General features: G+C 66.0%; 22 protein-coding genes. 13 read left to right on the top strand and 9 right to left on the bottom strand.

The window, feature by feature from the left end; translation table 11 throughout:
- Positions 1 to 229: 229 nt before the first annotated feature.
- Entirely contained in the window at positions 230 to 4,741 is a 4,512-nt protein-coding gene (gene hrpA, locus ACSQ8Y_RS01320; RefSeq protein ID WP_436264670.1) for an ATP-dependent RNA helicase HrpA, read from the bottom strand.
- A 164-nt stretch (positions 4,742 to 4,905) separates the two neighbouring features.
- Between hrpA and argA the strand changes: the two genes are divergently transcribed.
- Positions 4,906 to 6,216: an amino-acid N-acetyltransferase gene (gene argA, locus ACSQ8Y_RS01315; RefSeq protein ID WP_436264669.1), complete on the top strand. Its 1,311-nt coding sequence runs from the start codon at positions 4,906 to 4,908 to the stop codon at positions 6,214 to 6,216.
- Between the two features lie 35 nt (positions 6,217 to 6,251).
- Entirely contained in the window at positions 6,252 to 6,524 is a 273-nt protein-coding gene (locus ACSQ8Y_RS01310) for an oxidative damage protection protein (protein ID WP_436264668.1), read from the top strand.
- Between the two features lie 105 nt (positions 6,525 to 6,629).
- Here ACSQ8Y_RS01310 and ACSQ8Y_RS01305 read toward each other — a convergent pair whose 3' ends face one another.
- Complete coding sequence (locus ACSQ8Y_RS01305; protein WP_436264667.1) at positions 6,630 to 7,013, bottom strand: hypothetical protein; 384 nt, start codon at positions 7,011 to 7,013, stop codon at positions 6,630 to 6,632.
- 31 nt (positions 7,014 to 7,044) lie between these two features.
- The gene (gene rpiA / locus ACSQ8Y_RS01300; protein ID WP_436264666.1) at positions 7,045 to 7,719 is read right to left on the bottom strand and encodes a ribose-5-phosphate isomerase RpiA; all 675 of its coding nucleotides are present in this window, start codon (positions 7,717 to 7,719) and stop codon (positions 7,045 to 7,047) included.
- A 163-nt stretch (positions 7,720 to 7,882) separates the two neighbouring features.
- Between rpiA and ACSQ8Y_RS01295 the strand changes: the two genes are divergently transcribed.
- Genes ACSQ8Y_RS01295 through ACSQ8Y_RS01285 form a run of 3 tightly spaced genes read left to right on the top strand, consistent with a single transcriptional unit; the run spans position 7,883 to position 9,866 of the window.
- Entirely contained in the window at positions 7,883 to 8,251 is a 369-nt protein-coding gene (locus ACSQ8Y_RS01295) for a response regulator (protein ID WP_436264665.1), read from the top strand.
- A 2-nt stretch (positions 8,252 to 8,253) separates the two neighbouring features.
- A complete protein-coding gene (locus ACSQ8Y_RS01290; protein ID WP_436264664.1) occupies positions 8,254 to 8,892 on the top strand; it encodes a chemotaxis protein CheC in 639 nt (212 codons plus the stop codon).
- A gap of 2 nt (positions 8,893 to 8,894) precedes the next feature.
- On the top strand, positions 8,895 to 9,866 hold the full coding sequence (locus tag ACSQ8Y_RS01285; protein WP_436264663.1) for a diguanylate cyclase: 972 nt from the start codon (positions 8,895 to 8,897) through the stop codon (positions 9,864 to 9,866).
- Between the two features lie 33 nt (positions 9,867 to 9,899).
- Here the strand turns inward: ACSQ8Y_RS01285 and ACSQ8Y_RS01280 are convergent, their stop codons facing one another.
- Positions 9,900 to 10,139 (bottom strand): hypothetical protein, encoded by a 240-nt coding sequence (locus ACSQ8Y_RS01280; RefSeq protein ID WP_436264662.1) that lies wholly within the window; start codon positions 10,137 to 10,139, stop codon positions 9,900 to 9,902.
- 312 nt (positions 10,140 to 10,451) lie between these two features.
- On the opposite strand from ACSQ8Y_RS01280, the gene ACSQ8Y_RS01275 reads away from it, so the two are divergent.
- Entirely contained in the window at positions 10,452 to 10,793 is a 342-nt protein-coding gene (locus ACSQ8Y_RS01275) for a YciI family protein (RefSeq protein WP_436264661.1), read from the top strand.
- 329 nt (positions 10,794 to 11,122) lie between these two features.
- On the opposite strand, the gene eda is transcribed toward ACSQ8Y_RS01275, so the two are convergent.
- On the bottom strand, positions 11,123 to 11,740 hold the full coding sequence (gene eda, locus ACSQ8Y_RS01270; RefSeq protein WP_436264660.1) for a bifunctional 4-hydroxy-2-oxoglutarate aldolase/2-dehydro-3-deoxy-phosphogluconate aldolase: 618 nt from the start codon (positions 11,738 to 11,740) through the stop codon (positions 11,123 to 11,125).
- Between the two features lie 2 nt (positions 11,741 to 11,742).
- Positions 11,743 to 13,659, bottom strand: coding sequence for a phosphogluconate dehydratase (gene edd / locus ACSQ8Y_RS01265; RefSeq protein ID WP_436264659.1), 1,917 nt, complete (start codon positions 13,657 to 13,659; stop codon positions 11,743 to 11,745).
- Between the two features lie 233 nt (positions 13,660 to 13,892).
- Here edd and pgi point away from each other — a divergent pair, with 233 nt between their 5' ends.
- From pgi to ACSQ8Y_RS01245, 4 genes are all read left to right on the top strand, one after another.
- Entirely contained in the window at positions 13,893 to 15,545 is a 1,653-nt protein-coding gene (gene pgi / locus ACSQ8Y_RS01260; protein ID WP_436264658.1) for a glucose-6-phosphate isomerase, read from the top strand.
- Between the two features lie 17 nt (positions 15,546 to 15,562).
- Entirely contained in the window at positions 15,563 to 16,453 is an 891-nt protein-coding gene (locus ACSQ8Y_RS01255) for an SMP-30/gluconolactonase/LRE family protein (RefSeq protein WP_436264657.1), read from the top strand.
- Between the two features lie 103 nt (positions 16,454 to 16,556).
- Positions 16,557 to 18,029 carry a glucose-6-phosphate dehydrogenase gene (gene zwf, locus ACSQ8Y_RS01250; protein ID WP_436264656.1) on the top strand — a complete coding sequence of 491 codons (1,473 nt, stop codon included), beginning with the start codon at positions 16,557 to 16,559 and terminating at the stop codon, positions 18,027 to 18,029.
- A 13-nt stretch (positions 18,030 to 18,042) separates the two neighbouring features.
- The gene (locus tag ACSQ8Y_RS01245; protein ID WP_436264655.1) at positions 18,043 to 18,897 is read left to right on the top strand and encodes an SIS domain-containing protein; all 855 of its coding nucleotides are present in this window, start codon (positions 18,043 to 18,045) and stop codon (positions 18,895 to 18,897) included.
- A gap of 18 nt (positions 18,898 to 18,915) precedes the next feature.
- Here the strand turns inward: ACSQ8Y_RS01245 and ACSQ8Y_RS01240 are convergent, their stop codons facing one another.
- The gene (locus ACSQ8Y_RS01240; RefSeq protein ID WP_436264654.1) at positions 18,916 to 19,107 is read right to left on the bottom strand and encodes a hypothetical protein; all 192 of its coding nucleotides are present in this window, start codon (positions 19,105 to 19,107) and stop codon (positions 18,916 to 18,918) included.
- Between the two features lie 115 nt (positions 19,108 to 19,222).
- On the opposite strand from ACSQ8Y_RS01240, the gene ACSQ8Y_RS01235 reads away from it, so the two are divergent.
- A complete protein-coding gene (locus tag ACSQ8Y_RS01235) occupies positions 19,223 to 19,765 on the top strand; it encodes a TspO/MBR family protein (protein WP_436264653.1) in 543 nt (180 codons plus the stop codon).
- Here the strand turns inward: ACSQ8Y_RS01235 and ACSQ8Y_RS01230 are convergent.
- Both ACSQ8Y_RS01230 and ACSQ8Y_RS01225 read right to left on the bottom strand, forming a co-directional pair.
- The gene (locus tag ACSQ8Y_RS01230) at positions 19,743 to 20,165 is read right to left on the bottom strand and encodes a hypothetical protein (protein ID WP_436264652.1); all 423 of its coding nucleotides are present in this window, start codon (positions 20,163 to 20,165) and stop codon (positions 19,743 to 19,745) included. The genes ACSQ8Y_RS01235 and ACSQ8Y_RS01230 overlap by 23 nt on opposite strands.
- A complete protein-coding gene (locus ACSQ8Y_RS01225) occupies positions 20,165 to 21,358 on the bottom strand; it encodes an RNA ligase RtcB family protein (protein ID WP_436264651.1) in 1,194 nt (397 codons plus the stop codon). Before ACSQ8Y_RS01225 ends, ACSQ8Y_RS01230 begins: the two co-directional genes overlap by 1 nt.
- Positions 21,359 to 21,688: 330 nt before the next feature.
- On the opposite strand from ACSQ8Y_RS01225, the gene tal reads away from it, so the two are divergent.
- Positions 21,689 to 22,624, top strand: a complete 936-nt coding sequence (gene tal / locus ACSQ8Y_RS01220) for a transaldolase (protein ID WP_436264650.1) — start codon at positions 21,689 to 21,691, stop codon at positions 22,622 to 22,624.
- 156 nt (positions 22,625 to 22,780) lie between these two features.
- Positions 22,781 to 24,058: an efflux RND transporter periplasmic adaptor subunit gene (locus ACSQ8Y_RS01215; protein ID WP_436264649.1), complete on the top strand. Its 1,278-nt coding sequence runs from the start codon at positions 22,781 to 22,783 to the stop codon at positions 24,056 to 24,058.

Raw genomic sequence — 24,058 nt, 5'->3', positions numbered from 1 at the left:
CGATACTCCCTTCACTATGTTGCAGTGCAATATAGCCTGGCAGCAGTTGCCCATCAGTGCGCCAGCGCACCGGATCACAGATTAAACTGCCGATACAGTCGCATTTCCCGCGCAGGGGCGGCTGTGGCAGCACCTTCCATGCGCGGAGAAGACAGGATGGCCGGCAGGTGGGACTGCGTTGGCCATCCTGCCGCGCACCCTACCCGTCGGACCGCCACGCGCACCTGTGTTAGCGCTGCATCGACTCCCACACCTTCTGCAGACGCTTGACCGACACCGGCATCGGCGTGCGCAGTTCCTGCGCGAACAGCGACACGCGCAGCTCTTCCAGCATCCAGCGGAATTCCACCAGTTTCGGATCCGTGTTGCGGCCGGCCGATTTGTCGCGCAGCAGGCGCTGGAACGGCGTGGCGGCCAGCTGCCAGTCGGCCATCAGCTTGGCGTCGCGCGCGGGGTCGGCGCGCAGCTTTTCCAGCCGCACATTCATCGCCTTCAGATAGCGCGGGAAATGCGCCAACTGCGCGTAGTCGCTCTCGAGCAGGAAGCGCTTGTGCACCAGGCCCTGCAACTGCGCCTGCATGTCGGCCGCCACCTGCGCATTGATGCCCTGCAGGCGTTTCGGCAAGCCGTGGAATTCGGTCAGCACTTGCGACAGCAGCCGCGCCACTTCGTTCACCAGCAGCACCAGGCGCGACTTGCCCTCGTCCTTGCGCTTGGCGAAAGTGGCGGCGTCGGTCGGCAAGGGGTCTTGCAGGCAGGCGATGTCGAGCGCCTTGTTGATGATCTGGTCGCGCAGCTCCTCCTGCGTGCCCATGGACATGAATTGCATGCCCATCTGTTGCAGGTTGGGGATGCTCTTTTCAACGAACTTGATCTGGTCCTTCATCTGCAGCGCGAACAGGCGGCGCAGGCCGACGCGGTGCGTGCGCTCGGCCACGGTCGGGTCGTCGAACACTTCCAGGTCGCAGTGCGTACCCTTGTCCACCAGCGCGGGGAAGCCGATCAAGGTCAGCTTGCCCTGCACGATTTCCAGGATCTCGGGCAGTTCGCCAAAGGTCCAGGCACTAATGCCGGTGGTGGCGGACTGCACCGGTGGCGCGCCGGCCGCAGCGGCCTGTCCACCGCCCTTGCCGCCATTGCCTGCAGCCGGGGCAGTTCCTGCTCCGGCTCCGCGCGCCGCGTCGGCGGCAATGCCCCCGTGCGCGGCCTTGCCTGCACCGATGCCCCCGGCAGCGCCGCCGCGAGCGGCACCGCTGGGGCTTGCAACGCCTGCGGACCCCGAAGTACCGGCGCCGGCGGCGCCACCCAGCGTTCCGGCGCGCAGTTGCGTGCCGGACGGCGATGTCGCCTCAGCCATCTTCTGGAAGCTCTGGCGCGCCAGCGTGCCGTATTCGGCCTGCAAGGTGGCCAGGTTGCGCCCCATGTCGAGCTGGCGGCCATGCTCGTCGATCACCTTGAAGTTCATGAAGTGGTGCGCGGGCAGCGTCTCCGGCTTGAAGTCCGTGGTCAGCACGCCGATGGTGATCTGCTTGCGGATGTCGGCGATGATAGCGTCGATCAAATCGCCGCGCCCAAAGGCCTGGGCCTCCTGTACGCGCTCGCAGAACTTGGCCGCGTAGTCCGGCAGCGGCACGCAGTGGCGGCGCAGCTTCTGCGGCAGGGACTTCAGCAGCAGATGCACCTTCTCCTTGAGCATGCCCGGCACCAGCCACTCGCTGCGCTCGCGCGACAGCTGGTTCAGCGCATACAGCGGCACCGCCAGCGTCACGCCGTCGCGCACGCTGCCCGGTTCGAAGTGATAGGTCAGCGCCATTTCCAGGCCGGCCGCCATCATCGTCTTCGGGAACAGGTCGGTGGTCACGCCGGCCGCCTCGTGGCGCATCAGCTCGTCGCGGTTCAGGAACAGCAGCTTGGGTTCGGCCGCGGTGGCCTCCTTGTGCCACTTCTCGAAACCGGCGCCGTTCACCACGTCGGCCGGGACCAGCTTGTCGTAGAAGGCGGCGATCAGTTCATCGTCCACCAGCACGTCCAGGCGGCGCGACTTGTGCTCCAGGTTCTCGATCTCCTTCACCAGCTTGTGGTTGTGCGCAAAGAATGGTGCGCGCGTGTCGTAGTCGCCACCCACCAGCGCGTCGCGGATGAAGATCTCGCGCGCCTCCTCAGGGTTGAAGGCGCCGTAGTTGATGCGGCGCTGGCTGTACACCACCAGGCCGTACAGGGTGGCGCGTTCCGACGCCGTCACCTGGGCGCTGCGCTTTTCCCAGCGCGGCTCGCCCCAAGATTTCTTCAGCAGGTGGCCGCCGACCTTCTCCAGCCATTCCGGCTCGATCTTGGCCACGCAGCGCGCGTACAGGCGCGACGTGTCCACCAGCTCGGCCGCCATGATCCACTTGCCCGGCTTCTTCAGCAGGTTGGAGCCCGGCCAGATGTGGAACTTGATGCCGCGCGCGCCCAGGAAGCCCGCGCCCGGCTCGTCTTCCCCCTTGAAGCCGACGTTGCCCAGCAAGCCCGTGAGCAGCGCCAGGTGCAGGTTCTCGTAGGTGGCGGGCGCCTCGTTCATGCGCCAGCCCTGCTCCTTGACGATGGTGAGCAGTTGCGAATGCACGTCGCGCCATTCGCGCAGGCGCACCTGCGACAGGAAGTTGCTGCGGCAGTTTTCCTGCAGCTGGCGGTTGGTCTTCTTGTGCTCGATCGCCCCCTCGAACCAGCGCCAGATCTTGATATAGCTGAGGAATTCGGACTTCTCGTCGGCGAACTTCTTGTGCGCCTCGTCGGCGGCCTGCTGGTGCTCCACCGGCCGGTCGCGCGGATCCTGCACCGACAGCGCGGACGCCACGATCAGCACTTCGGTCAGCGAGGCGTTGTCGTGCGCGGCCAAGATCATGCGGCCCACGCGCGGATCCAGAGGCAGCTTGGCCAGCTTGCCGCCCAAAGGCGTGAGCTGGTTGTACTCGTCGACCGCGCCCAGTTCCTGCAGCAGCTGGTAGCCGTCCGCGATCGCGCGCGCCATCGGCGGCTCGATGAAGGGGAAGGTTTCCACGTCCGCCAGGTGCAGGGACTTCATGCGCAGGATGACGGCGGCCAGCGACGAGCGCAGGATCTCGGGTTCGGTGAATTTCGGGCGCTGCAGGAAATCCTGCTCGTCGTACAGGCGGATGCAGACGCCGTCGGCCACGCGGCCGCAGCGGCCGGCGCGCTGGTTGGCGGCGGACTGCGCGATCGGTTCGATCTGCAACTGCTCGACCTTGTTGCGGTAGCTGTAGCGCTTCACGCGCGCCAGGCCCGCGTCCACCACGTAGCGGATGCCGGGCACGGTCAGCGAAGTCTCGGCCACGTTGGTCGACAGCACGATGCGGCGCGCGTTGGAGGTGCGGAACACGCGCTCCTGCTCCTCCACCGACAGGCGGGCGAACAGCGGCAAAATCTCCACGTGCGGCGGATGGTGCTTGCGCAGCGCTTCGGCGGCGTCGCGGATCTCGCGCTCGCCGGGCAGGAACACCAGCACGTCGCCCGAACCGATGCGGCACACTTCCTCCACGCCGTCGATCACGGCGTCCATCAGGTCGCGCTTCTCGCGCGCGGCGGCGGCCTTGCCCTGCTGCGGCGAGGGATTCGCTGCGCCGGGGCCGCCCATGGCGACCTGGTCGCGCTCGACCGGGCGGTAGCGCACTTCCACCGCGTACAGGCGGCCCGACACCTCGATCACCGGCGCCGGTTTTTCCGACGTGCCGAAGTGGCGCGAGAAGCGGTCTGCGTCGATGGTCGCCGAAGTGATGATGATCTTCAGGTCCGGACGGCGCGGCAACAGCTGCTTCAGATAGCCAAGCAGGAAGTCGATGTTCAGGCTGCGTTCGTGGGCCTCGTCGATGATGATGGTGTCGTAGTTCTTCAGCAGCGGATCGGTCTGCGTTTCGGCCAGCAGGATACCGTCCGTCATCAGCTTGACGGAGGCGCCGCGCATCAGGGTGTCGGCGAAGCGCACCTTGAAGCCCACATTCTCGCCCAGCGGCGTGCCCAGTTCCTGCGCGATGCGCTTGGCGGTGGACGAGGCGGCGATACGGCGCGGCTGCGTGTGGCCTATCATGCCCTTGCGGCCGCGTCCCAGTTCCAGGCAGATCTTCGGCAACTGGGTGGTCTTGCCCGAGCCGGTCTCGCCGGACACGATGATGACCTGGTTCTTCAGCAGCGCTTCGGCGATCTCCGCGCGGCGGCCCGAGACCGGCAAGTCTTCAGGGAAGGTGATCGGCGGGATAGCATTGCGGAAGTTCGCCTCGGCCTCGCGCGCGGCGAGCTCCTCCGGCGTCAGGCGCGGACGCTGGCCACGGCCGCCACGGTCGCCGGCGTCCGACTCGGTGCGAGGCGGGCGCGGCTGGCCGGGCCGGCCATCGCCACGGCCACGCGGCGCGGCGGAACGCGGCGCGGTGCCGTCGCGCGCCGCGCGGGCTTCGCCCTCGGCACGCGGCGGACGCGGTTCACCGGCAGTGCGCGGCGCGCGCGCGGCGGCGCCATCACGCGGGGGACGGCTTTCGCCTTCGGCACGCGGCGGATGCGGCTCGCCGGGGCCGGACGCGCGCGGCGCGCGGGAAGCGCCAGCGTCGCGCGGAGCACGCCCCTCGCCACTTTGCGCCGGGCGCTGCTGGCCGGGCGCGCGGTCGCCCTCGCGGGCTGCGCGGCCTTCGCCCGGCGCGCGCGGCGGCCGGTTGCGCTGGCCTTCGGCACCGTCCTGTCGCGTGCGCGTCACAGGGGCTGCAACGCCCGCAACGGGGGCTGCCGCTGCGGCGGCAGTGTGGGCGGGAGCGGAGGATTTCGGCTGAGTGACGGAATTTGGTGACTTCTTGCTGGCTTCTGACATGTTTTTTACTAGTATTTGGCGCGAAAACCGCGCACCGAATTATAATGCGGCTAATGGAAAACCCTACCGAATTCGTCCAATGGCTGCGCTCCGTCGCGCCCTACGTCCACGCTTTCCGCGGCAAGACCTTCGTCGTCGCCTTCCCAGGTGAACTCGTATCGGCCGGCGCCCTGCCCGTGCTGGCCCACGATCTGTCGCTGCTGCAAGCACTGGACATCAACGTCACCGTCGTCTACGGCTCCCGCCCGCAGGTGGCCGAGCAGCTCGCCCTGCGTAATGTGGAAGGCCGTTTCCACAACGGCGTACGCATCACCGACACCGCCGCCATGGAATGCGCCAAGGAGGCCGCCGGCGAACTGCGCCTCGACATCGAGGCCGCGTTCAGCCAGGGCCTGCCGAACACGCCCATGTCGAACGCCGCGATCCGTATCATCTCCGGCAACTTCATCACGGCCCGCCCGCTCGGCGTGATCGACGGCGTGGACCTGGAACTGACCGGCATCACGCGTAAGGTGGACGCCGAAACCATCCATTCCATCCTCGGCTCGGACGGCCTGGTGCTGCTGTCGCCGCTGGGCTTCTCGCCGACCGGCGAAACCTTCAACCTGACGATGGAAGACGTGGCCTGCAGCGCCGCCATCGCCCTGCACGCCGACAAACTGATCTTCATCACCGAAACGCCGATGATGGAAGACGCCGCCGGTGCCGAAATCCGCGAACTGTCCTCGCACCAGGCCGAGGCCGTGCTGCAGGCCGGATTCCTGCCCGACGCCACCGCATTCTACTTGAAGCACTGCGTCAAGGCCTGCAACAACGGCGTCGAGCGCTCCCACATCGTGCCGTTCGCGATGGACGGCTCGGCCCTGCTGGAACTGTTCACCCACGATGGCGTGGGCACCATGATCTCGCACGAGAACCTGGAATCGCTGCGCCAGGCCACAATTGAGGACGTCGGCGGGATTATCAAGCTGATTGAACCGCTGGAAGCGGACGGCACGCTGGTCAAGCGCGGCCGCGAGCTGATCGAGCGCGAAATCGAGCTGTTCTCGGTCATCGAGCACGACGGCGTCATCTTCGGCTGCGCCGCGCTATACCCCTTCCCGGAACAGAAGATGGCCGAAATGGCATGCCTGACCGTCAACCCCGAGGTGCAGACCCAGGGCGACGGCGAGCGCATCCTGAAGCACATGGAGAACCGCGCCCGCGCGCTCGGCCTGAACAAGCTGTTCGTGCTGACCACCCGCACCGCGCACTGGTTCATCAAGCGCGGCTTCGTGCCGGCCACCGTGGACGCCCTGCCGAAAGACCGCCAGCGCATGTACAACTGGCAGCGCAAATCCCAGGTTCTGGTTAAGACCTTATAATCACGCTTTCATCACCGCATTTAGGAGCACCAAAGATGGCCCGCACCGTCCATTGCATCAAACTGAACAAAGAAGCCGAAGGCCTGGACTTCCCGCCGTATCCGGGCGAGCTGGGCAAGAAGATCTACCTGTCCGTGTCGAAAGAGGCATGGGCCGCGTGGCTCAAGCACCAGACCATGCTGGTCAACGAAAACCGCCTGAACCTGGCCGACGTGCGCGCCCGCAAATACCTGGCGACGCAGATGGAGAAGCACTTCTTCGGCGAGGGCGCCGACGCGGCCGCCGGCTACGTGCCGCCGGCGGACTGAGCTCCGCAGCAAGCAGCATGGAAAAAGGCGCCGAGGCGCCTTTTTTCTTGCCGCGGTACATAGCCGCTCGCGCCGCATGCATGGCGGCTTACGGCACCATGGGCTTCAACGCTGCATAGGCTTGCACTGGCGCAGTTCGCACCTGGCCATGTAGGCCTTGCCGCCATTGCTGCCGCAGGCCATGCGGTAGACCTCGACCGGGCCCGGCTCGGACACCAGCCCGGCGCCGGGGCCGCCGTCGCAGCCCGCGTTCTTGGCCATGCGCTCCACCGTGGCCGACGACACGCCGGCCCGGAACGCCACCTTCTCGATCTCCACCCCGTCCACCACGACGCGCCTGCTGCCGTCGCTGGCCAGTTCGGACACCACCGGCTTGCGCGCGGCGGCCAGGCGGCGCGCCGCTTCGGCCTCCTGGTCCTTGTCCTTATTGAACGGCAGGTAGGAGCAAGCACTCAGCACAACGACGGGCAGCAGTAGAAATCGTTTCATGGAAGTCCCGGGTGAAGGTCGAAAAGAGGAATCAGTAGGTCAGCGTGCGCACGCCGTCGGGCGTGCCGAGCAGGCAGACGTCGGCGCCGCGCGCGGCGAACAGGCCGACCGCGATCACGCCGACGATCTGGTTGATGGACGCTTCCAGGCCCTTGGGATCGGTGATCGCCAGGCCGGCCACGTCGAGGATGTTGCCGCCGTTGTCGGTGACGAAAGCTTCGTCGCTGCCGGCCTTCAGGCGCAGCTTGGGCTGGCCGCCCAGTGCCGCCAGCCGGCGCGAGACGGCGTTGCGCGCCATCGGCAGCACTTCCACCGGCAGCGGGAACTTGCCCATCACCCCGACCAGCTTGGAGCCGTCGGCAATGCAGACGAATTTCTTCGACACCGAAGCGACGATCTTCTCGCGCGTCAGCGCCGCGCCGCCGCCCTTGATCATGGCACCCTGCTCGGTGATCTCGTCGGCGCCGTCGATGTAGACCGCGATTTCGCTCACGTCGTTCAGGTCCAGCACCGGGATGCCGTGGGCCGCCAGGCGCGCGGCGGTCGCTTCGGACGAGGCCACGGTGCCCTTGATCTGGTGCTTGATCTTGGCCAGTTCGTCGATGAAGAAGTTGGCGGTCGAGCCGGTGCCGACACCGATGATGTCGCCTTCCACGTAGTCGATGGCGGCGCGGGCAACAGCTTGTTTCAGTTCGTCTTGGGTCATGATGGCTTGTAAGTAGGTGGGTAGAGGGAAGTGCCGCTATTTTATCACCGCAGCGCCATCGTCCAATTACCACAAAGCAACGTCTTATTTCGGGGATGATACTCGCCGAAAGCGCAGCGGTATGCGAAAATGGGCTTCCAGACATTGCCTACCAGGATCGCTCATGGAGTCCGCCAAACAGATACTGATAGTCGACGACAGCCGCGTCTCGCGCCTGATGGCCCGCCAGTACATCCTCAGCCTGCACGCCAACTGGATCGTCGAGGAAGCGTCCTCCGGCGAGGAAGCGCTGCAGAAAATCGAGACCTTCATCCCCGCACTGATCCTGATCGACGTCAACATGCCCGGCATGGGCGGCGTGGCAGCCGCCCAGCAGCTGCGCCAGCGCCTGCCGCATGCCCACATCTCGCTGCTGACCGCCAACGTGCAGACCGCGACCCGCAACAGCGCCGCCGAAATCGGCGTCGGCTTCATGGAAAAACCGATCACCGAGGCCCGCATCAGCCAGCTCATCGCGCCGCTGGAAGCCTGACCATGTTCGCGCTCACCGAACTGGAACACGACGCGCTGGTCGAGATATTCAACATCGGCGTCGGCCAGGCCGCCGCCGCGATGAGCGGCATCGTCAACGAGGCGGTGACGATGTCGGTGCCCTCGATCAGCTTCCTGAACCGCGCCGAGGCCGCCGCCATGCTGGCCCACCGCGACAAGTCGTCCGGCTCGCAGGCGCCGCGCATCTGCGGCGTCAGCCAGACTTATGACGGCGCGTTCAAGACCGAGGCCATCCTCATGTTCCCCGAGGATAAAAGCCTGGAGATCGTGCGCCTGATGGTAGGCGAGCTGGTGCCGCTGGCCGAGCTGACCGAGATGGAACAGGAGGCCATGAGCGAGATCGGCAACATCATCCTCAATTCCTGCGTCGGCACGCTGGCCAATATTTTCGAGCGCGAACTGCGCGGCACGCTGCCGACCTACCACGTCGGCACCAGCGAGGAAATCCTCAGCGCCTCGGGCGGCGCGGCCGCCTCGGTGGTGCTGATGCTGCACATCGATTTCATCCTCGAGATGCACCAGATCCACGGCTACGTCGCCTTCATCCTGGACGTCTCCGCGCTGCACGACCTGAAGGAGCAGATCAATCTCTACCTGCGCCGGGTCATGGGGCAAAACTGACCATGAAACAGGAAGCGCAGGCAGCGAACCGCCTCGGCTTGCTCGAGAGCGTGCTGGGAGCCGTGCACATCGGCGCCATCGTGCTCGACGGCCACGGCCGCATCGTCCTGTGGAACCGCTGGATGGAGCAGTATTCCGGCCTGCCTTCGGCCGAAGTGCTGTGCCGCGATTTCTACGCGCTCTTCCCCGAGATGCGCAGCCAGCGCATCGGCATGGCGATCCAGCAGGCGCTGGTGAGCAACTTCCCCTCGCTGCTGTCGCAGACCCTGAACAAATCGCCCTTCCCCTTGTACGCCAACCGTTCGGCGGCGGCGCGCGGCGAACGGTTGCAGCAGGCGCTGGCCGTCACGCCGGTGGAGGTGGACGGCGCCGAGCGCCACTGCCTGATCCAGGTCACCGACGTCAGCATCGCCGCCAACCGCGAAAAGGTGCTGCGCGAGCAAGCCATGGTGCTGCGCTCGCAGACCTTCTCGGACGGCCTGACCGGCGTGGCCAACCGCCGCCATTTCGACGTCGCCATCGACAAGGAACAGCGCCGCGCCAAGCGCAACGGCACGCCGCTATCGCTGCTGATGATCGATATCGACTGCTTCAAGGCATACAACGACCACTACGGCCACCAGCACGGCGACCAGTGCCTGATCCAGGTATCAAGCGCGCTGGCGGCCCTGCTGCACCGCTCGACCGATCTGCTCGCGCGCTACGGCGGGGAGGAATTCGCCATCATCCTGCCGGACACGGATGCGCAGCAGGCACTGAAGATGGCGAGCGGGCTGCGCGAGCGCGTCAGTGCGCTCGCGATCGAACACCGCTACGCGGCGCAGGGAAGCCAGTGCGTGACGGTCAGCGTGGGCGTGGCGACGCTCACGACCGAGCACTCCTTCGACGTGCCCTCGCTGATCGGCGCGGCCGACCGCGCGCTGTACGCGGCCAAGCGCGCCGGCCGCAACCGGGTGATGGCCCACCAAGGCTAGCCTGGCACGCTCAACGAGCTCGAGACTTTACCATCATGGGAAGGCAAGGTCCAAACCGAGCATGCCGCCAAGGACGAAGGTGACGAGCCCCAGGCTCAGGAGCGATAGCAGGAAGACCGCGGCCACCTTGCCGCCGGCGCGTAGCACCGCGCGCTGCGCCATCTCCTTCTCCTTCGTCCCTTGATCGTAATGCCACTTGATGGCAAAGAACATGCCCGTGCCGAGCACGAGAACCTTGAATGTAACGAAGACTATAGGGATCCAATCCATCATTTTGAGTATTTCCAGGCTATTATTTGACACTACATATCGTGAGGACCACTACCTCAAAACCGGTGACTGCCATGCAAGGATGCTGTTGCTGCATGCTCTGAGGCATACTACACAAAAGCAATTTCCATACATTGGGACAAAATGTCCTAGTCGCAAACCACGGCAGGTCAGCAATAGGTCAGCAGGTCAGGGTCGGGTCCGACAAACGGACAAAATGTCCGAATGTCGGAGCTGACCCTGGCTTGCTGGCTTGCTGTTATGACCCTGGCTTTGCAGGCTTCACGGCCGCTATCAAATCCCAGAAGGAGCACCATGGCCAAATACCTGATCTCTTTTCCAAGCGCAGCGATGGATGTGCCCGATGGCGAGTTGGGAGCGGTGGGCCGCGACGCGGCCGCTGTGATTGATGAGGCGAAAGCCGCCGGTGTTTACGTCTTCGCCGGCGGAATCGACGAAGACGTACCGCCCGTACTCGTCTCTGCTGACGGCGCGGTTGCAAGGGGCGGCTATCCTTGGGCGCCCACGCTCGATGGCGGCTTCACCGTGTTGGAACTGCCTTCACGCGACGAGGCCATCGCGTGGGCCGCGCGCATGGCCAAGGCCTGTCGCTGCGACCAGGAACTGCGTGTCTTCGGGTTCGACCCGCAGTCCTAAGGGCCCGGCTGACCGACCGCGCGCTGTACGCGGCCAAGCGCGCCGGCCGCAACCGGGTGGCCGCGCACATGGACAAATAAGTTGTCGCCCTCGCGCAAGCGGGGGCCCATAGCTAGCGTGCATAGCAGGCAGCCTATGGATTCCCGCGTACGCGGGAATGACACGACGGCGACTTGGTGCAATGCGCTGGCGGCCTTTGGCACGACGGCGACTTAACGCTGCGTGCTGGCGGCTTTGGACACGACGGCGACTTAACGCAGCGTGCTGGCGGCCTTTGGCACGACGGCGACTTAACGCTGCGTGCTGGCGGCTTTTGACACGACGGCGACTTAGCGCAGTGCGCTAGCTGCCTTCGCCAGCGCGGTGATGCCGGCCCAGTCGCCGGCCAGCATCAGGTCCTTCGGCGTCAGCCAGGAACCGCCCACGCAGGCGACGTTCTTCAGCTTCAGGAACTGCGGTGCGGTCTCGATCGAAATGCCGCCGGTCGGGCAGAAGGTGATGTCGCCCAGCGGACCGGCCAGCGCGTTCAACATGCCCACGCCGCCGGCAGGTACGGCCGGGAACAGCTTCAACTGCTGGAAGCCCTGCTCGCGCGCGGCCATCACTTCGGACGGCGTCATCACGCCCGGCAGCAGCGGCAGGCCGCTGCTCTTTGCCGCGGCGATCAAGGCCGGCGTCAGGCCCGGCGACACGCCGAACACCGCGCCCGCGTCGCGCGCGGCGGCGAATTCTTCCGGCTGCGTCAAGGTGCCGACGCCGACGATGGCGCCTTCAACGGCAGTCATCGCCTTGATGGCGGCCAGGCCGTGCTTGGTGCGCAGCGTTACTTCCAGCACGCGGATACCGCCCGCCACCAGCGCCTTGGCCAGCGGCACGGCGTGATCGGGGTCGTCGATCGCGATCACGGGGATCACGGCGGAGGTACGCATAATGTCCAGCAAAGTCATGGTCAGTCCTTCTTCATCGAGAAATCTTCATCGGAACCGGGCACGGTGTTGCCAACCGTGTTGCCGTCATGCAGGGCGACCGTGGTTGGTATCGGCGACGGCAGCGGGAACACGGTGGCGCCCTTCTCGGCCTCGCATACGGTGTTGCGGAACATCGAGAACAGCTCGCGGCCCATGCCCACGCCGTTCGGCGACAGGTCGGCCGTGGCCAGCGCGCGCGCATGCCACACATCGCTCGGCACCAGCGCCTCCAGCGTGCCGGTGAAGGCGTCGACGCGGATGATGTCGCCGTCGCGCACCAGGCCGAGCGGGCCGCCGGCCAGGATCTCGGGCGACACGTGGATCGCCGCCGGCACCTTGCCGGACGCGCCGGACATGCGGCCATCCGTCACCAGCGCCACCTTGCGGCCGGCGTCCTGCAGGTTGGCCAGCGCCGGGGTCAGCGCGTGCAGTTCCGGCATGCCGTTGGCGCGCGGGCCCTGGAAGCGGAGCACGGCGACGAAGTCGCGATCGAGCTTGCCGGCCTTGTAGGTGGCCATGAATTCTTCCTGCGAGTTGAACACCAGCGCCGGCGCTTCCACCGTGCGGTGCTCTTCCTTCACTGCCGACACCTTCATCACGGCGCGGCCCAAATTGCCCTGCACCAGCACCATGCCGCCATCCGGCGAGAACGGATTGGTGTGCTTGCGCAGCACTTTCTCGTCGCCCGATTCGGCTGGCGCGTCTTTCCACACCACGCCGTCGCCGGCGTCGTTGAGGAAAGGCTCGGTGCAGTGCTTGCGCAGGCCCTTGCCCAGGATGGTGGTCACGTCGTCGTGCAGCAGGCCCGCGTCCAGCAGTTCGCGGATCACGAAACCGGTGCCGCCGGCGGCGTGGAAGTGGTTCACGTCGGCGTCGCCGTTCGGGTAGATGCGCGTCAGCAGCGGCACCACGTTCGACAGTTCGTCGAAGTCGTTCCAGTCGATCACGATGCCGGCCGCCTTGGCGATGGCCACCAGGTGCAGCGTGTGGTTGGTCGAGCCGCCGGTGGCCAGCAGGCCGACCACGGCGTTGACGATGGATTTCTCATCGACGATGCGGCCCACCGGCAGGTACTCGCCCTGCTCGGTGATCAGCGCCGCGCGCTGCGCGGCGGCGGCGGTCAGCGCGTCGCGCATCGGTGTGCCCGGCGTGATGAAGGCGGCGCCCGGCAGGTGCAAGCCCATCACTTCCATCAGCATCTGGTTGCTGTTGGCGGTGCCGTAGAAAGTGCAGGTGCCGGCGCCGTGGTAGGACTGCGCCTCGCCTTCCAGCAATTCCTCGCGGGTGGCCTTGCCTTGCGCGTAGCGCTGGCGGATCGCCGCTTTTTCCTTGTTCGACAAGCCGGTCGTCATCGGCCCGGCCGGCACGAACACGGCCGGCAGATGGCCGAAGTGCAGCGCGCCGATCAGCAGGCCCGGCACGATCTTGTCGCATACGCCGAGGTAGACGGCGGAGTCGAACATATTGTGCGACAGCGCGACGGCGGTCGACATGGCGATGGCGTCGCGCGAGAACAGCGACAGTTCCATGCCCGGCTGGCCCTGGGTCACGCCGTCGCACATGGCGGGCACGCCGCCGGCGAACTGCGCCACCGCGCCGACCTTGCGCACGGCATCCTTGATGATGGCCGGGAAGCCTTCGAAGGGCTGGTGCGCCGACAGCATGTCGTTATAAGACGAGATGATGGCCACGTTGGGCTTCTTCACTTCCTTCAGCGCCAGCTTGTCGTTCTGCGGGAAGGCGGCGAATCCGTGCGCCAGGTTGGTGCAGGACAGCGTGCCGCGCTGCGGCCCTTTGACGCGCGCCGCTTCAAGGTGCGCCAGGTAAGCGCCGCGCGAAGGCCGGCTACGCTGAATAATCCGTGCAGTTACGGTTTCAAGTACGGGATGCACCGCCATGATCGTTCCTTATGAAGTAATTGCGTGAAATTTTACTACAAAATGACGCGAGTGCACCGCAATTCTTACCAAAAAGGTCAACCGCAGCGCTAAAACAGGCGGGGAGCGGGCGTGAAAAACGCCCTTGCAGCCCGCACGATTGAACAAATTGTAGTGAATTTACCTGTTTTTACTGTATTATGGACAATATCCCAGCAATTCATCTCGCAACCCAGCCGACCCGGACCGACATTATGCGCCAGCCCGCCCTCACGACCACCGCCGCCTACCAGGCCCTCGCCGCCCACCACATCGACATCAAGGACCAGACGCTGCGCCAGCTGTTCGCCGCCGATCCCAAGCGTTTCGAGACGATGTCGCTGGACGCCGCCGGCCTCTACCTCGACTATTCGAAGAACCGCCTGACCGCCGACACCATCGCGCTGCTGGCCAACCTGGCGCGCACGCGCGGCGTCGAGCAGCGCCGCGACGCCATGTTCGCCGGCGAAAAAATCAATACTACCGAAGGCCGCGCCGTCCTGCATACGGCGTTGCGTATGCCGCGCGGCAAGGCTTTGACGGTGGCGGGCCAGGACGTGGCGGCCGACGTGCACGCCGTGCTGGAGCGCATCCGCGTCTTCAGCGACAAGGTGCGCAACGGCTCCTGGCTGGGCCATAACGGCAAAGCCATCACCGACATCGTCAACATCGGCATCGGCGGCTCGGACCTGGGTCCGAAGATGGCCTGCCTGGCGCTGCGCGCCTACTCGCACCCGCGCCTGAAGTTGCACTTCGTCTCCAACGTGGACGGCCACGACATGGACGCGGTGCTGGCCCAGGTTCCGGCCGACAGCACGCTGTTCATCGTCGCCTCCAAGACCTTCACCACCGCCGAAACCATGCTCAACGCGCAGACCGCGCGCAGCTGGTTCCTGCAGTACGGCACCGAGGAAGCGCTGGCCAAGCACTTTGTCGCGGTATCGACCAACACGCAGGCCGTCACCGCCTTCGGCATCGACGCCGACAATATGTTCCCGTTCTGGGACTGGGTCGGCGGCCGCTACTCGGTGTGGTCGGCCATCGGCCTGCCGGTCGCGCTGGCGGTCGGCTTCGGCTACTTCAGCGACTTCCTGGCCGGCGCGCACGAGATGGATGAGCACTTCCGCACTGCGCCGCTGGACCAGAACCTGCCGGTGCTGCTGGCCGCGATCGGCTTCTGGAACCGTCAGTTCCTGGGCTGCGCCTCGCTGTCGATCGCGCCCTACCACCAGGACCTGAACCGTTTCCCGGCCTACCTGCAGCAGCTCGACATGGAAAGCAACGGCAAGCGCGTCACGCGCCACGGCGCGGCCGTGGACACGCCGACCTGCCCGGTGGTGTGGGGCGAGTGCGGCACCAACGCGCAGCACGCCTATTTCCAGCTGCTGCACCAGGGCAGCGACATCGTGCCGATGGACTTCATCGCCGCCTTGCGCCCGACCCACGAGCTGGCGGACCACCACGACGCGCTGCTGGCCAACTGCTTTGCGCAATCGGAAGCCTTCATGACCGGCAAGACCGAAGAAGAAGTGCGGGCCGAACTGAAAGCGCAAGACATCGGCCCCGAGCAGATCAACGAACTGGCGCCGCACAAGACTTTCCCCGGCAACCGTCCGTCCAATACCATATTGATGGATGTGCTGAACCCGGCCACGCTGGGCGCGCTGATCGCGCTGTACGAGCACAAGACCTTTGTGCAAGGCGTGCTGTGGGACGTGAACAGCTTCGACCAGTGGGGCGTTGAGCTGGGCAAGGTGCTGGCCAGGAACATCCAGTCCGAGCTGACCGGCGAAGCGCAGCCCGCGCGCCACGACAGTTCCACCAACGGCCTGATCGCGCTGGCGAAAGCTGCGCAGAACCTGCGTTGATGATGATGGAAACTGCGATGAACGAATACCAGGCCGTAGCCTTCAGCCACGAGACCATGCTGGTGGGCGAAAGCCCGCTGTGGCATCCGGCCGAACAGACGCTGTACTGGGTGGACATCGAAGGTTTTGCCATCCACCGGCTGCAACCGGCTACCGGCCAGCACCGCAAATGGCCGATGGCGAGCGAGCCGTCCGCGCTGGCGATCTGCGACGGCGGCGGCCTGCTGGTCGCCACGCGCGCCGGCTTCATGCACCTGGACACCGAGGACGGCATGCTGAAAGCCGTCGCCCCGGCGCCATACGACACCGCCACCACCCGCTTCAACGACGGCAAGGTCGATGCGGCCGGCCGTTTCTGGGTCGGCACCATCTACGAGCCGCGCGACAAGCAGGCCGCCGAGATGTTCGTGCTCGAACGCGGCGCCGTGCGCAAAGCCTGGTCCGGCGGCATGACCAACTCCAACGGCCTGGCCTTCAGTCCCGACGGCAGCGTCATGTACCATGCCGACACCGCCGCCCACCGCGTCACGCGCTACGCCTACGATCTGGCAAGCGGTACGCCGTCGGATCCGCAGGTGCTGGCGCAGTTCTCGGCCGACAAGACGAACAACTACGGCGGCCGTCCCGACGGCGCAACCGTGGACAGCGAAGGCAACTACTGGCTGGCGATGTTCGAAGGCGGCCGCGTGGTCAAGCTGTCGCCGCAGGGCGAACTGCTGGACCAGATTGCGCTGCCGGTGCGCTGCCCGACCATGGTGACGTTCGGCGGCGAGGACCTGAAGACGCTGTACATCACCAGCGCCGGCAAGCGTCCGGCCGAAGAACTGGCGCAATATCCGCTGAGCGGCCGCGTGCTGCAGGTGCGCGTAAAAGTTGCGGGACTAGCCCCGCAGGTCTATATTAGCTAGGCCAATTGTAGTAAATTTTCTTGATTTCACGGTTTTTATGTAGTAAATTTACATAACGTACTTATACAACCGCGGCACAACTTTTTGCGATCACACATATATTATGGCTCTTACCGATTTTGACCTGGTTCTGTTTGGCGGCAGCGGCGATTTGTCAATGCGCAAGCTACTGCCCGCAATGTATTCCCGCGACGTCTGCGGCGACCTGCCAGCGAGCGCGCGCATCATCTGCGTCGGCCGCCAGGAGTCCAGCCAGGAGGAGTTCATCAATGTCGTCAACACGACGTCCAAGCCGCTGATCAAGTCGCCGGCCGTCACGCCCGAAGCGTGGGCGCGTTTCACCGCCCGCATCGTCTACGTGTCCTTGAACGCGACCGACTCCAGCACCTACGGCACGCTGGTCGAGGCGCTGCGCGTAGACCCTGCCCTGACGCGCGTCTACTACCTGGCCACGCCGCCGCACCTGTTCGCGAAGATCTGCGCCAACCTGAAAGAGAACGGCCTGGCCACCAAGAACTCGCGCGTGGTGCTGGAAAAACCGCTGGGCCGCGACCTGGCCTCGGCCAAGCAGATCAACGCCGAAGTGGGCCAGGTGTTCGAGGAATCGCAGATCTACCGTATCGACCACTACCTGGGCAAGGAGACCGTGCAAAACCTGCTGGCCCTGCGCTTCGGCAACATCCTGTTCGAGCCGCTGTGGCGCCGCGAATGGATCTCGGACGTGCAGATCACCATCGCCGAAAAGCTCGGCGTGGGCAACCGCATCGGCTACTACGACACCTCCGGCGCGCTGCGCGACATGCTGCAGAACCACTTGCTGCAACTGCTGTGCATCGTGGCCATGGAGCCGCCGACGTCGATCTCGCCGGACGCCGTGCGCGACGAAAAGCTGCAGGTGCTGCGCTCGCTGAAGAAATTCACGCCCGCCACGCTGGCGCAAAACATCGTGCGCGGCCAGTACCGCGCCGGCCACGTGGACGGCCAGCCCGTGCCGGGCTACCGCGACGAACCGGACGCGCCGGAAAAATCGCGCACCGAGACCTTCGTGGCCATGAAGGCGGAAATCGACACCTGGCGCTGGGCCGGCGTGCCGTTCTACCTGCGCACCGGCAAGCGCATGGCCGATTCGCTGGCCGAGATCGTGGTGCGCTTCAAGCCGATTCCGCACTCCATCTTCAACCAGCCGACCAGCAGCTTCCAGCCGAACTGCCTGGTGATCCGTTTGCAGCCCGACGAAGGCCTGCGCATGAACCTGATGGCCAAGACGCCGGGCGAAGGCATGCGTTTGAAGCCCGCCGAGCTGGAGCTGGACTTCCGCGAAACCTTCAAGTCACCGCGCATGGACGCTTACGAGCGCCTGCTGCTCGACGTGCTGCGCGGCCAGCTGACGCTGTTCATGCGCGGCGACGAACTGGAAGCGGCGTGGGAATGGGTCGAACCCATCCTGAACCACTGGGAGCAGGATGAATCGGCGCCGACGCCGTACTCCTCAGGCACCTGGGGACCGGCCGCCGCCAGCGCCCTGATAGGCCGCGACGGCCTGCAGTGGCGCGAAGAAGCGCTGCCTGAAGACTGATCGGACGCCCGCCGTGCTACTCGACTCCATCCGCACCCAGCTCGACTCGCTCTCCAAATCGGAGCGCAAGGTCGCGCTGGCGGTGCTGGACCATCCCGACCTGATCGTCGACCAGAACATCACCGCGCTGGCGCGCGCCGCGCAGGTGTCCGAGCCGACCGTGGTGCGCTTCTGCCGCACGCTGGGCTACGACGGCTGGCATGAGTTCAAACTGAAGCTGGCGCAGGGCCTGGCCCTGGCCCTGCCCGGCCTGAACGAGCAGCCGGCCCAGGACGACCTGACGGCGGACCTGGTCAACAAGATCTGCAGCCGCTCTATCAACACCCTGCTCGACCTGCGCAACAACCTGAAGGCCGAATCGATCCAGCAGGCGCTCGACATCCTCAAGCGCGCCAACAAGATCGAGTTCTACGGCCAGGGCACCTCCGGCATCGTGGCGGCGGACGCGCAGCACAAGTTCTTCCGTTCCGGCGTGCCCACCGTGGCTTACGCCGACCCCTATATCCACAGCATCGCCGCCGCCCTGCTGCGAACCGGCGACGCCGTGGTCGCCATTTCGCAGCGCGGCAACAGCCCGGCGCTGGTGCGCTCGGTGATGCTGGCCAAGCGCGGCGGCGCGGACGTCATCGTGCTGGCGCCGTCCGGCACGCCGCTGGCCGAACTGGCCACCGTGCTGATCCCGATCGACCTGATCTTCAACACCGACCCCTACACGCCGATTTCGGCGCGCCTGGCCTACCTGGTGGTGATCGACGTGCTGGCCGTCGGCCTGGCGCTGCAACGCGGCCCCGAGTTCCGCAAGAAAATGCAGAATGCGCAGAAAGCGCTGCAAGAGTTCGACCTGCAGTTCGATTCCTTCATCGGCTAGCCGCTTCCTAGCCGCTTCCTAGCCGCCGCCTATCCCCTCGACTATCTTGCCGGTCCCGCCGCATTCCGGGCAGGGCTGGCCGCTGGCCAGTTTCCCGCTGCCCCTGCAGACCGGGCAGACGTCCTCGCCCGTGCCTGTCGTGCCCGGCAAGGCCTCGTCGCCGGGATTGAGGTCCGAACCGGCGCCGCCGGCTGTGCTGTTCTCGTTCATGATAGTCCCCCGCCGTGATAGCCATGAGTGCAGCCTACGCCCGCCGCGCCGCGCCATCTGCGCGCCAGCTCACACAAGCCGCTGCTATAGTCGGGCCTCATGCAAGGAGCCAACGATGCGGGTACGCAATCGGATTCCCTTCCTGCGCAGCGGCCGCCCCGCCAGCGGCAGCCGCTACGCCACCGAGGCGCGCGGCCTGGCCGCCTGGCTGCTGCTGACTTTCGCCGCCGCCGCGACAGGCGGATTCGCCGCCGCCAACGCCTCCGATTTCTACGCGCAACTGCTCAAGCCCGCGTGGGCGCCGCCGGCCGCCGTGTTCGGGCCGGTGTGGTCCATGCTGTATTTCCTGATGGCCGTGTCCGCCTGGCTGGTGTGGCGCGTGCGCGGCTTTGCCAGCGCCCCGCGCACGCTCGCGCTGTTCATCGTCCAGCTCGCGGCCAACGCGCTGTGGAGCTGGCTGTTCTTCGCCTGGCGCGAGGGCGCCTGGGCCTTCGCGGACGTGGTGCTGTTATGGTTGCTGATCGCCGCCACCATCGTCGCCTTCTGGCGCGTGCGCAGCTTCGCCGCAGCGCTGCTGCTGCCCTATTTCGCCTGGGTATCGTTCGCCACCGCGCTCACCTACAGCACCTGGCAGCTCAACCCCCGGCTCCTGGGCTGAGCCAGGCCCCGCTGGGCTGGGCTTCCAGGAAACTCTTGCCGACGAAGGTGCGGCGCGGCGCCTGCGGCAGCTGTATCGCGCCCGGCAAGGCGTCCTGCATGGTGCCGTTGATGAACCAGTTCTTGCGCGCGTGCCCCGGCCGGTACGGGCTCTCGCAGATCCACTGCAGGGTGCCGCTCCAGTGTTCCGCCAGGCTGCGCGCGGGCGCGTCCTCCGCCTTGCTTTTCAGCCCCAGCAGCACCGAATTGAGCGTGCCGTCGACCGGACCGGCGCGTTCCTCCAGCACCTTCACCTTCACGCCGCTGCGCGCGCCTTCCCGCGTCAGCGCCTTCAAGGCATGCTGCACGGCCAGGCAGCACTCGGCCGGACCGGTGTTGGCCGTCAAATGCAGCAGTATCATCAGCAGCACTCCCCGCGCGTCTTGTAGGTCAGCACCGGCCGCGACTTGGCCATCACGCGCACCAGGCCGGCGCCCTCCATGCTGTCGAGCACCGAGCCGGCGTCCTTGTAGGCTTGCGGCGCCTCCTCGTAGATCAGCGCGCGGTCCGCGCAGATCACGCGGCCGCCGAACGAGGTGCGCGACATTTGCGCCGGCGTGGCCTTGCGCGCCAAGCGCTCCTTGCAATCGCCGCGCGCCCACTTGCGGCCCGCGCCGTGCGCCAGCGACTGCAGGCTGACACTGTCGGCCACCGGCAATGGCCGGATCAGGTAACTATGGTCGTCGCGCGAACCGGGCAGCAGCACCGGCCCCTGGTCGGCAGGGTTGGCGCCCTTGCGGTGCAGCCAACCGGCCTCGCCGGCAATGGTGTCCGCCGAGATCAGGTTGTGGTGCACGTCCAGCACCCGCCTGGCCTCGCAGCGCAGGCGCTGCCGCACACGCAGCGCGACCAGCTTGCGGTTCAGGCGCGCATAGTCCAGCGCGGCGTCGTGCCGCAGCAGGTAGGCTTGCGCCTCCGGCGTGCCCTCATCCAGGCCCGCATGCCCGTGTGCGTCGACGTGCGCGCGCAGCACGATGCCGCCCAGGCCGCGCGAGCCGCTGTGCACCACCAGTTGCAGCTGCCTGCCTTCCAGTCCCGCGCCTTCGAACAGCGCAGGCTCGTCCACCTGCACCACGGCCTGCAGTTCGACGAAGTGGTTGCCCAGGCCGATGGTGCCCAGCGAACGCATGCCGGACGCATCCAGCCCGGCCTGCGCCAGCCGCAGCGCCAGCGCGGCCAGTTCGGCGTCGAGCGCGGGATCGAGCGCATGCAGCCGCGCCATCTCATCCCCGTCCGGCGGCGCGTCCAGGTTGCCGATCTGTTTGTCGATTTTGTCCAGCTTGACCTTGCTGATGGCCAGGTCGGTCTGCCACAGGCTCACGCCGCAGCCGATATCGCCGCCGCACAGCGCCGGGTAAAGGCGGCCGACCGAGAAGAACGCCGCCCCGACCGGATAGCCGCGCCCGGGATGCAAGTCAGGCAGCCCAACGGCGCGGCGCATGCCGGGCAACTGGGAAGTGATGGCCAGCTGCTGCAGCGCAGCATCCTCAAGCCAGAGCCGTTCCGAAGCGACGACCGAAGCGCGCTCGGATACCACACGAATGAATTTGCCCATTCTGTATTTCCATAAGAGGTACTCAGGAAATGGGCGCCGGGACTGCGGGGAAGCTGTAACGTCTAGTGTCTGCCGCGCAGTGAAACCAGGCCCATCGGGAAAGTGTTGAGTCGTGCATGAATCATGGGAAACTCCTTTCGAGGGTTAGCACTGGTTAAAGGGGAGACAATATTACCGCACTTGCATCAGTTTGACACGCCGCCGCAAAAATTATTTAACAGTCATGTTCAACTTGCTTATTAACATAGCCACACGCCGCTGTGCGGCTTGAGGATTGTGTACAATATATCGCTCTGTCCCCTAACCTCAGCACCAACATCGCGCGCGACCATGAACCAACTCGAACAGCTCAAGCAATACACCACCGTTGTTGCCGACACCGGCGATTTCCAGTCGATCAAGGCCTACACGCCGCGCGACGCGACCACCAACCCGTCGCTGATCCTGAAGGCGGTGCAGAAGGACGAATACAAGCCGCTGCTGCAAAAAGCCGTGCGCGACAACCCGGACGCCTCCACCAGCGACATCATCGACCACCTGCTGATCGCCTTCGGCACCGAGATCCTGAAGATCATCCCGGGCCGCGTGTCGACCGAGATCGACGCCAAGCTGTCCTTCGATACCGAGGGCAACATCGCCAAGGGCCGCGAGCTGATCGCCCTGTACGCGAAGGCCGGCATCCCGCGCGAGCGCGTGCTGATCAAGATCGCCTCGACCTGGGAAGGCATCCGCGCCGCCGAGGTGCTGGAAAAGGAAGGCATCCGCTGCAACATGACGCTGCTGTTCTCGCTGAGCCAGGCCATCGCCTGCGCCGAAGCCGGGGCGCAACTGATCTCGCCCTTCGTCGGCCGCATCTACGACTGGTACAAGAAAAGCACCGGCATCGACTACGTGGGCGCGGAAGATCCGGGCGTGCAGTCGGTCAAGCGTATCTACAACTACTACCGCAAGTTCGGCTACCAGACCGAAGTGATGGGCGCGAGCTTCCGCAACACCGGCCAGATCCTGGAACTGGCGGGCTGCGACCTGCTGACCATCAGCCCGGACCTGCTGCAGGCGCTGGCCGACTCGAACGCGCCGGTCGAGCGCAAGCTGAGCGCGGACGGCGGCTCGTCGGGCGCCATCGGCAAGATCGCCGTCGATGAGAAGACCTTCCGCTTCATGATGAACGAGGACGCGATGGCGACCGAAAAGCTGGCCGAAGGCATACGCGCCTTCTGCGCCGACTCGGGCAAGCTGAAGCAAATCATCTCCGGCATGCGTTAATTTCCTCCGGTCCGGACCAGGCCAGGCTCGCGTCAGCGACCCTGGCCTTTTTTTATTGCGGTGCGGAAAACTGTACAAAACGTTACATTTGTCTGTGTTATACAATAAACGGCACTGCTGCGCGTTCGAACATCCAACACTTCACTTGAGACATCTATGAGATCAGTCCCTCGCTGCACTCCTGTCGCCGCCGCGATTATTTCCTTGTCCATTTTGGCTGCTTGCGGAAAGAAGGACGACAAGGCCGGCGGGCCGCCGCCGCCGCCCCAGGTCGCCGTCTACACCGTCGCCCCCGCCACCGTCACCCTGTCCACCGAGCTGCCGGGCCGCCTCGAAGCGTCTCGCGTGGCGCAGGTGCGCGCGCGTACGCCGGGCATCGTGCTGCAGCGGGTGTACAAGGAAGGCTCGGACGTGAAGGCCGGCGAAGTCCTGTTCCGCATCGACCCGGCCCAGTTCCAGGCCTCCTACGACAGCGCGCAGGCGGCTGTGGCGAAGGCCGAAGCGAACCTGGCGCAGGCCGAACTCAAAGTGAAGCGCTACAAGCCGCTGCTGGCCGCACAAGCCGTCAGCAACCAGGAATACGACGACGCCGTGACGGCGCAGAAACAGGCGGCCGCCGACCTGGCCACCACCCGCGCCGCCCGCACCACCGCCGGCCTGACGCTGGGCTACGCCACGGTGACGGCGCCCATCTCCGGCCGCGTGGGACGCGCGCTGGTGACCGAGGGCGCGCTGGTCGGCCAGGGCGAGGCGACGCCGATGGCCACGGTGCAGACGCTGGACCCGATCTACGTCACCATCACCCAGTCGTCCACCGACGTGCTGCGCCTGCAGCGCGCGCTGGCGGCCGGCAAATTGAAGGGCGCCGGCAACGGCGCCGCCAAGGTGACGCTGGTGACCGAGGACGGCCAGCCCTATCCGCAGTCCGGCAAGCTGCTGTTCGCGGACGTGGCGGTCGACGAGACCACCGGCTCGGTGGCAATGCGCGCCGAATTCCCGAATCCGAACCGCACCCTGCTGCCTGGCATGTATGTGCGCGCGCGCCTGGAACAGGCCGTCAACGAAGCCGCGCTGCAAGTGCCGCAGCAAGCCGTCGTGCGCGGTCCGGAAGGTTCCACCGTATTGGTGGTCGGCGCCGACAACAAGGTCGCCTCGGTGCCGGTCAAGGCCGACGCCGCGCAGAACGGTAGCTGGATCGTCAGCTCCGGCCTGAAAGGCGGCGAGCGCGTCATCGTGGAAGGCTTCCAGAAGACCAAGCCGGGCGGCACCGTCAATCCGACGGCGTGGAAAGGCCCGGTGGAGGCCGCGCCGGGCGGCGCGCCGGCAGCGCCGGCAACTCCCGCTCAGGCAAGCGCTCAGGCTCCGGCAACGGCGGCTCCGGCTGCAGCGCCCGCAGTTGCCCCTGCCCCCGCCGCCGCCGCGGCTGCGAAATAA

Source organism: Pseudoduganella sp. LjRoot289 (assembly GCF_964252925.1).
GTDB lineage: Bacteria > Pseudomonadota > Gammaproteobacteria > Burkholderiales > Burkholderiaceae_D > Rugamonas.
This window is presented reverse-complemented; position numbering and strand designations above follow the sequence as displayed.

What these genes read in the sequence shown, in the direction of transcription:
- argA (WP_436264669.1), top strand. Translation starts at nt 4,906, where the DNA reads ATGGAAAACCCTACCGAATTCGTCCAATGGCTGCGCTCCGTCGCGCCC.
- ACSQ8Y_RS01310 (WP_436264668.1), top strand. Translation starts at nt 6,252, where the DNA reads ATGGCCCGCACCGTCCATTGCATCAAACTGAACAAAGAAGCCGAAGGC.
- ACSQ8Y_RS01305 (WP_436264667.1), bottom strand. Translation starts at nt 7,013, where the DNA reads ATGAAACGATTTCTACTGCTGCCCGTCGTTGTGCTGAGTGCTTGCTCC.
- rpiA (WP_436264666.1), bottom strand. Translation starts at nt 7,719, where the DNA reads ATGACCCAAGACGAACTGAAACAAGCTGTTGCCCGCGCCGCCATCGAC.
- ACSQ8Y_RS01295 (WP_436264665.1), top strand. Translation starts at nt 7,883, where the DNA reads ATGGAGTCCGCCAAACAGATACTGATAGTCGACGACAGCCGCGTCTCG.
- ACSQ8Y_RS01290 (WP_436264664.1), top strand. Translation starts at nt 8,254, where the DNA reads ATGTTCGCGCTCACCGAACTGGAACACGACGCGCTGGTCGAGATATTC.
- ACSQ8Y_RS01285 (WP_436264663.1), top strand. Translation starts at nt 8,895, where the DNA reads ATGAAACAGGAAGCGCAGGCAGCGAACCGCCTCGGCTTGCTCGAGAGC.
- ACSQ8Y_RS01280 (WP_436264662.1), bottom strand. Translation starts at nt 10,139, where the DNA reads ATGATGGATTGGATCCCTATAGTCTTCGTTACATTCAAGGTTCTCGTG.
- ACSQ8Y_RS01275 (WP_436264661.1), top strand. Translation starts at nt 10,452, where the DNA reads ATGGCCAAATACCTGATCTCTTTTCCAAGCGCAGCGATGGATGTGCCC.
- eda (WP_436264660.1), bottom strand. Translation starts at nt 11,740, where the DNA reads ATGACTTTGCTGGACATTATGCGTACCTCCGCCGTGATCCCCGTGATC.
- edd (WP_436264659.1), bottom strand. Translation starts at nt 13,659, where the DNA reads ATGGCGGTGCATCCCGTACTTGAAACCGTAACTGCACGGATTATTCAG.
- pgi (WP_436264658.1), top strand. Translation starts at nt 13,893, where the DNA reads ATGCGCCAGCCCGCCCTCACGACCACCGCCGCCTACCAGGCCCTCGCC.
- ACSQ8Y_RS01255 (WP_436264657.1), top strand. Translation starts at nt 15,563, where the DNA reads ATGAACGAATACCAGGCCGTAGCCTTCAGCCACGAGACCATGCTGGTG.
- zwf (WP_436264656.1), top strand. Translation starts at nt 16,557, where the DNA reads ATGGCTCTTACCGATTTTGACCTGGTTCTGTTTGGCGGCAGCGGCGAT.
- ACSQ8Y_RS01240 (WP_436264654.1), bottom strand. Translation starts at nt 19,107, where the DNA reads ATGAACGAGAACAGCACAGCCGGCGGCGCCGGTTCGGACCTCAATCCC.
- ACSQ8Y_RS01235 (WP_436264653.1), top strand. Translation starts at nt 19,223, where the DNA reads ATGCGGGTACGCAATCGGATTCCCTTCCTGCGCAGCGGCCGCCCCGCC.
- ACSQ8Y_RS01230 (WP_436264652.1), bottom strand. Translation starts at nt 20,165, where the DNA reads ATGATACTGCTGCATTTGACGGCCAACACCGGTCCGGCCGAGTGCTGC.
- ACSQ8Y_RS01225 (WP_436264651.1), bottom strand. Translation starts at nt 21,358, where the DNA reads ATGGGCAAATTCATTCGTGTGGTATCCGAGCGCGCTTCGGTCGTCGCT.
- tal (WP_436264650.1), top strand. Translation starts at nt 21,689, where the DNA reads ATGAACCAACTCGAACAGCTCAAGCAATACACCACCGTTGTTGCCGAC.
- ACSQ8Y_RS01215 (WP_436264649.1), top strand. Translation starts at nt 22,781, where the DNA reads ATGAGATCAGTCCCTCGCTGCACTCCTGTCGCCGCCGCGATTATTTCC.